At 70.6% G+C, this 6,508-nt stretch carries 6 protein-coding genes and 1 pseudogene; all 7 read left to right on the top strand.

The window, feature by feature from the left end; genetic code table 11:
* Positions 1 to 89: 89 nt before the first annotated feature.
* Complete coding sequence (locus MXD62_RS06980; RefSeq protein WP_020459592.1) at positions 90 to 953, top strand: prephenate dehydratase; 864 nt, start codon at positions 90 to 92, stop codon at positions 951 to 953.
* A 6-nt stretch (positions 954 to 959) separates the two neighbouring features.
* Complete coding sequence (locus tag MXD62_RS06985) at positions 960 to 1,790, top strand: PhzF family phenazine biosynthesis protein (protein ID WP_248828594.1); 831 nt, start codon at positions 960 to 962, stop codon at positions 1,788 to 1,790.
* A gap of 153 nt (positions 1,791 to 1,943) precedes the next feature.
* Positions 1,944 to 2,207, top strand: coding sequence for a DUF2277 domain-containing protein (locus tag MXD62_RS06990; RefSeq protein WP_248828595.1), 264 nt, complete (start codon positions 1,944 to 1,946; stop codon positions 2,205 to 2,207).
* A 102-nt stretch (positions 2,208 to 2,309) separates the two neighbouring features.
* Positions 2,310 to 3,209, top strand: coding sequence for a neutral zinc metallopeptidase (locus tag MXD62_RS06995; RefSeq protein ID WP_248828596.1), 900 nt, complete (start codon positions 2,310 to 2,312; stop codon positions 3,207 to 3,209).
* 147 nt (positions 3,210 to 3,356) lie between these two features.
* On the top strand, positions 3,357 to 5,336 hold the full coding sequence (gene ftsH / locus MXD62_RS07000) for an ATP-dependent zinc metalloprotease FtsH (protein ID WP_308301204.1): 1,980 nt from the start codon (positions 3,357 to 3,359) through the stop codon (positions 5,334 to 5,336).
* A gap of 48 nt (positions 5,337 to 5,384) precedes the next feature.
* Positions 5,385 to 6,287 (top strand): annotated as a pseudogene (locus MXD62_RS07005) (FAD-dependent oxidoreductase); the annotation flags it as partial.
* A 20-nt stretch (positions 6,288 to 6,307) separates the two neighbouring features.
* On the top strand, positions 6,308 to 6,508 hold a 201-nt coding region (locus tag MXD62_RS07010), incomplete at its 3' end, for a hypothetical protein (protein ID WP_248828598.1).

Below are 6,508 nucleotides of genomic sequence, written 5' to 3' on the forward strand. Positions count from 1 at the left end.
GCGCCGACCAGCCAGCCACGGCGGGCCCGGCGGGGCCGCCCGTGCGACGGCTTTGCGGCAGAACCACAGACCGGAGGCAGGAACCCGCGATGACCGGGAGTCAGAAGATCGCATATCAGGGCGAGCCGGGAGCCAACTCCCACATCGCCTGCCGCGACGTCTACCCCGACTTCGAGGCGGTACCGTTCCAGACCTTTGAGGAGTGCTTCACCGCACTGGAGGACGGCACGGTCGGTCTGGCGATGATCCCGGTGGAGAACTCGACCGCGGGCCGGGTCGCCGACATCCACCATCTGCTGCCGAACTCGTCCGTGCACATCATCGGTGAGTTCTTCCTGCCCATACGCCATCAGCTCCTCGGGCTGCCGCGGGCGACCATGGACGATCTGAAGACCGTGCACAGTCATCCGCAGGCCCTGGCCCAGTGCCGCAACGCGATCCGCGGGCTCGGGCTCACCGCCGTGCCCGCCGCGGACACCGCGGGCAGCGCCCGCGAGGTCGCCGAGTGGGGTGACGTGACGAAGGCTGCCGTCGCCTCGCGGCTGGCAGCCGAGGAATACGGCCTGCAGGTGCTCCGGCCCGACCTCGAGGACGAGGATCACAACACGACCCGCTTCCTCATCCTGTCGAACGAGCGCCTGCGGGCCGCGGCCGGCGTCGGACCGATCGTGACCACCTTCGTGTTCAAGGTGCGCAACATGCCGGCCGCGCTGTACAAGGCTCTCGGCGGTTTCGCCACCAACGGCATCAACATGACGAAGCTCGAAAGCTGCATGATCAGCGGCGAGTTCGTGGCGACGCAGTTCCTCGCCGACATCGAGGGCAGCCCGGAGGATCCCGCGGTGGAACGCGCCTTCGCCGAACTCGGCTTCTTCGCCGACTACCGCATCCTCGGTGTCTACCGCGCCAGCCGATACCGCGAGCGGTTCGACCCCCTGCGACTGAGCTCGTAACCGGTCATGCGGCGAGCGTTCCAGCAGGTGGACGTCTTCACGTCCGGCAGTTGCCTGGGCAATCCCGTCGCGGTCGTCCTCGACGCCGAGGGGCTGCCCAGTGCGGCGATGCGCCGCTTCGCCGCCTGGACGAACCTTTCCGAGACAACGTTCGTCCAGGCCCCGAGGGCACCCGGGGCCGACTACCGGGTGCGCATCTTCACGCCGACGGCCGAGCTTCCGTTCGCGGGTCATCCCACCCTGGGGACATGCCACGCCTGGCTGACATCCGGCCACACGCCGCGCGATCCCGACCGGATCGTGCAGGAATGTGAGGCGGGGCTGATCACCGTCCGTCGCGACGACGCCTCGGGACTGGCCTTCTCGGGACCGCCGCTGCTGCGTTACGAGCCCGCCGACGCCGAACTCGTGCGGCACCTCGCCGAGATGCTCCGCCTCGACCCGGCGGACATCCTCGCCGCGCAGTGGGTGGACAACGGCCCGGGCTGGGTCGGCGTGCTGCTCGACTCCGCCGCGGCCGTGCTCGCGATCCGCCCGGGCGCCGTCGACCTGGCCGTGGGGGTCGTCGGGCCACACCCGCCCGGCGGGCCGGGCGCCTTCGAAGTCCGCGCCTTCACGCCCCAGATCACCACTGTCGAGGACCCGGTGACCGGCAGCCTCAACGCCTCCCTCGCGACCTGGCTGTTCGACATCGGCAAGGCGGACGGGGCGTATGTCGTCAGCCAGGGGACGCTGCTCGGGCGGGAGGGCAGGGTCCGTCTCTCCCGTGATCCGGACGGGTCGGTGTGGGTCGGTGGCGACACTGTCACCTGTATCTCGGGGACCGTGGACCTCTGACAGACGCCGCCCCCCGGCCTGTCCGGGAGGCACCCGCTCGCGAGCCGCAGCCATCCGAGTCACAGCCACCCGAGCCACGGCGACGCAAGTTACAGACCCGCGAGCCACGGGCACGCCGCCGAGACGGCACGGGAGCCGGCCTACCGTGGAGTCATGTGTCGCAACATCACTGAGCTGCGCGGACTCGCGCCTCCCGCGACCGACGAGGAGATCGAGGCGGCTGCCCGGCAGTTTGTCCGGAAGGTGAGCGGCCTGCGCCAGCCACCGCCCGCCGCGGCCGGGGCCTTCGAGGCGGCGGTGGCCGAGGTGTCCGCGAGCGTCCACCGCCTGCTCGGGGAGCTGCCCGCGCGCCGCCAGCCGCCCGGGACAGTGCCGCCGCTGCGCCGACCAGAGGTACGGGCCCGCCTCGAGCGCTGAACCCCCAGGCCCGCCCGATGTTCGCCCTTGCCACATCATGGACATATCCCGTATGACGTCTGCTCCCGGACGGTATCCACGAGGCGCGTCGAGAGGCAGGCCATGCGGTTCGACGATTCGTCGGTCGACACGTCCCAGCTCGAGGACAGACGCGGCGGCGGCCTGGGCCGCGGTGCCGCCATCGGCGGCGGCGGCGCCGGCCTGGTCGGCCTGCTCATCTACCTGGTGGTGGCCGTGCTCGGCGGCGGCGACGGAACGGGCGCGAACGGAACGGGCATCGACGGGTCGGGGGGTGCGCAGCCGGGCACCGAACAGGGCACGACGGGCAGCGACATCGCCACCCGTTGCAACACCGCCGGCGCCCTGGACCAGTACGACGACTGCTTCGTCCTCAAGGTCTTCAACGAGGTGAACGAGGTCTGGACGGCCCAGTTCGCCCGGGCCGGCCAGCAGTACTCCGACCCGCGGCTGGTCTACTTCTCCGACGCGGTCTCGACCGGATGCGGAACGGCGTCCGCGCAGGTTGGGCCCTTCTACTGCCCACCCGACCGACGGGTCTTCCTCGATCTCGGGTTCCTCGAGCAGCTCCAGCGGGACTTCGGGGCGCAGGGCCGGTACGCGCAGGCCTACATCGTCGCTCACGAGGTCGGGCACCACATCCAGACGATCACCGGAACCGAGCAGCGGCTGCGCGAGGCGCAGAACGCCGACCCGTCCCGCCGCAACGCGCTGTCGGTGCAGCTCGAACTGCAGGCCGACTGCTACGCCGGGGTGTGGAGCACGCTGGCGAACTCCGCCGGCAACGTCACGATCAACGAAGCTGAGCTCGACGAGGCGCTCCGGGCGGCCGAGGCCGTGGGCGATGACCGGATCCAGGCCTCGGCCGGCGGCCGCGTCGACCCGGAGTCGTGGACCCACGGCTCGGCGGAGCAGCGACGTGAGGCCTTCCTGAACGGATACCGGGGCGCCTCGATGGCGGCGTGCGGCACCGTCCCGGCCTGAGTCGGCACGGCGCGTCCCCGCGACGGGACGTCCACCCGGCCCGATACATCGCAGCAGAAATCGCTGATAGAAAGGGCGAATGGGCGTCAATTCACCGGCTGCCAGCAGCCGGTATCCGGACCGATCTGTGGACGCCAGGAGAAGATCGTGATCTCCCGTGTGAGCATCGGCCATATTCATGCCTCCGCGCCGGCGAAATCCGGGCCGCCGAAGGACACTCCCCCGAAACCCGCGCCGCCGCCGATGCCGGGCTGGCGCAGGTTCCTCATCCCGGTCGGGCTGCTCGTCACGGTGATGCTGCTGATCGCTCCGAGCCTGTTCGCCACCCAGCCGGATTCGCTGACCTACTCCGATTTCGTGGGTCGGGTCGACAGCGGCGTGGTGCGCTCGGTCACCATCGACGACCGCGGTGGTGTCGACGGCACGCTGACCGACGGCACTGACTTCACCACCCAGATCCCCACCGCACTCGACACAACCGCGCTCGAACGTCAGCTCGCCGCCAAGAAGGTGCAGATCACGGCCACCAGGACGGGCACGTCGTTCTGGTCGGTGGTGCTGAGCTTCCTGCCGCTGCTGCTCCTGATCGGTTTCTTCGTGTGGTCCGGCCGCATGGCCCGGCGCCAGCTCTCCGGCGGCGGCGCGCTCGGAATGTTCGGCCGCTCCCGGGCGAAGATCACCGAGGCGGACCGGCCTGACACTCGTTTCAGCGACGTCGCGGGCTACGAGGGTGCGAAACAGGAGATCAGCGAGGTCGTCGACTTCCTGCGCAATCCCGACCAGTATCTTGAGGTCGGCGCACACGGCCCGCGCGGCGTGCTGATGGTCGGCCCGCCCGGCACCGGCAAGACCCTGCTCGCGCGCGCCGTCGCCGGCGAGGCCGAGGTGCCGTTCCTCTCGATCACCGGCTCGGGCTTCGTCGAGATGTTCGTCGGTGTCGGCGCATCCCGGGTGCGGGACCTCTTCACCGAGGCCCGCAAGCGGGCGCCGTCCATCATCTTCATCGACGAGATCGACGCCATCGGCGGCCGGCGCGGCTCCAGCGCGTTCGGCGGGTCCAACGACGAACGCGAGCAGACGCTGAACCAGCTCCTCGCCGAGATGGATGGGTTCGAGTCCACGTCGGGCGTGGTCGTCCTCGCCGCCACGAACCGCCCCGAGATCCTTGACCACGCGCTGCTGCGCCCGGGTCGATTCGACCGCCAGGTCACGGTGCCGCTGCCGACCCAGTCCGAACGGGCCGAGATCCTCGCCGTGCACACCCGCGGCAAAGCACTCACCGATGACGCCGATCTCACCCGGATCGCCCGGGGGACGCCCGGATTCTCCGGCGCGGACCTGGGCAGCCTCGTCAACGAGGCGGCGATCAACGCCGTCCGCGACGGACGTTCGGTGGTCAGCGCCGCCGATCTCGACGCCGCGCGTGACCGCATCCTCCTTGGACGGCGCGACGCCTCGAACGCCCTGCTTCCGGACGAGAAGCGGTCCGTCGCCGTGCACGAGTCGGGCCATGCCCTGGTGGCGGCGCTCTGCGACGACGCCGACCCGGTCGAGAAGGTGACCATCCTCCCCGCAGGAATGGCGCTCGGCGTCACCCAACAGCTCCCCGAGGCCGAGCGGCACCTCTACTCCGAGGCCTATCTGCTGGACAGCCTGGCCGTGCGGCTCGGCGGTCGGGCGGCCGAGCTGGTGGTGTTCGGCCACGGCTCCACCGGTGCCTCGAACGACCTGGCCGGCGCGACCCAACTCGCCACCCGGATGGTGCGTGAGTTCGGGCTGTCGGAGGAGATCGGACCGGTGGGCTACTCGTCCGACGGGCCCAACTTCATCGGCGGGGACGACCTCATGGCCCGCCCCTACTCGGAGCAGACGCAACGAGTGATCGACGCCGAGGTGGCACGGCTGCTGCGGGAGGCTCAGGCGCGAGCCGTCGACCTGCTGCGCATGCATCGGAACGCACTCGACGCCCTGACCGCGCGCCTGCTGGAATGGGAGACCGTCGATGGCACGGTGGTAGAGGAGCTCGCCGCCGCGTCGATGGCGAGCTTCACTCGCAGCCCGAGCGGAGACGGCTCCGGGGAAGGTCCGGACGGCGGCATCCCACCGCAGATCTCCCTGCAGACCTGATCCCCCTGGCCCGCGCTCGGGTCTCGAGGCAGTGGGTACTGCATCTGCATGACACCTGACGCCGCGGGCCCCGCGTTCGACGTGTGTGTGGTGGGCGCAGGCCCGGCCGGAATGATGCTCGGCCTGTTGCTCGCCCGCGACGGCCTCGAGACCTGCGTGTTGGAGAAGCACGCCGACTTCCTGCGCGACTTCCGCGGGGACACCGTGCACCCGTCCACGCTCGATCTGCTGGATTCGATCGGCCTTGGCGAACGCGTGCGCGACCTGCCCGGACGCCAGGTCACCGGGCTGAGATTCACCTTCGCGGACGGGACCTACCAGGTCGCGGACTTCTCCCGGCTGCGGGTGAGTCATCCCTACATTTACTTCGTCCCGCAGTGGGACCTGCTGGAGATGCTCGCGCAGGTCGGCGCCGGCCTTCCGACCTTCACACTGCTGCGTGAGCACGAGGTGACCGGCCTTGTCCGGGATGGCGATCAGGTGGTGGGCGCCGAGGCTCAGACCGCCCAGGGCCACCGGGTGCTGCGGGCGCGTCTCACGGTCGGTGCCGACGGCCGCGGATCTGTCGTCCGCGCGTCGCTTGGCCTGCCACTGCGACGTTTCGGCGCTCCGATGGATGTGTTGTGGTTCCGGCTCCCCCGCCGGGCGAGTGACGGGGATGGCCTCGGCGGTGTGGTCGGCCCGGGACGGATGCTCATCCGCATCGACCGGGGCAGCTACTGGCAGACCGCCTATCTGATCCGCAAGGGCGGCTACGACGCCGTACACGCGGAGGGACTCGACCGCCTCCGCGACAACGTCGCGACGCTCGCTCCGGACCTCGCCGACCGTGTCGATGAGATCAGGAGCTGGGAGGACGTCCACCTGCTGAGGGTGCAGGTCGACCGGGTGCGGCGCTGGCACGCTCCCGGCGCACTGCTCATAGGGGACGCCGCTCACGCGATCGGTCCCTAGGGCTAGGGGTCGGCCGCGTGGACACGCGCGTCTCCGACAGGGGGATCATGACCCGCACCGACCCGCCCAACCCGCCGCCCGGCACCGCCAGGCCGCCGCTCACCGACGCCGAGCACCAGGCCCTCACCGAGCACCTCGCCAACGTCGCCGGGGGCGCGAACCTCGCCCTCGTCGCGCTATCGCGCACCGTCGGCCAGCCGCCGCGGATCAGCCGCGCG

It is taken from the genome of Frankia sp. Mgl5, assembly GCF_023242985.1.
Classification (GTDB): domain Bacteria; phylum Actinomycetota; class Actinomycetes; order Frankiales; family Frankiaceae; genus Parafrankia; species Parafrankia soli.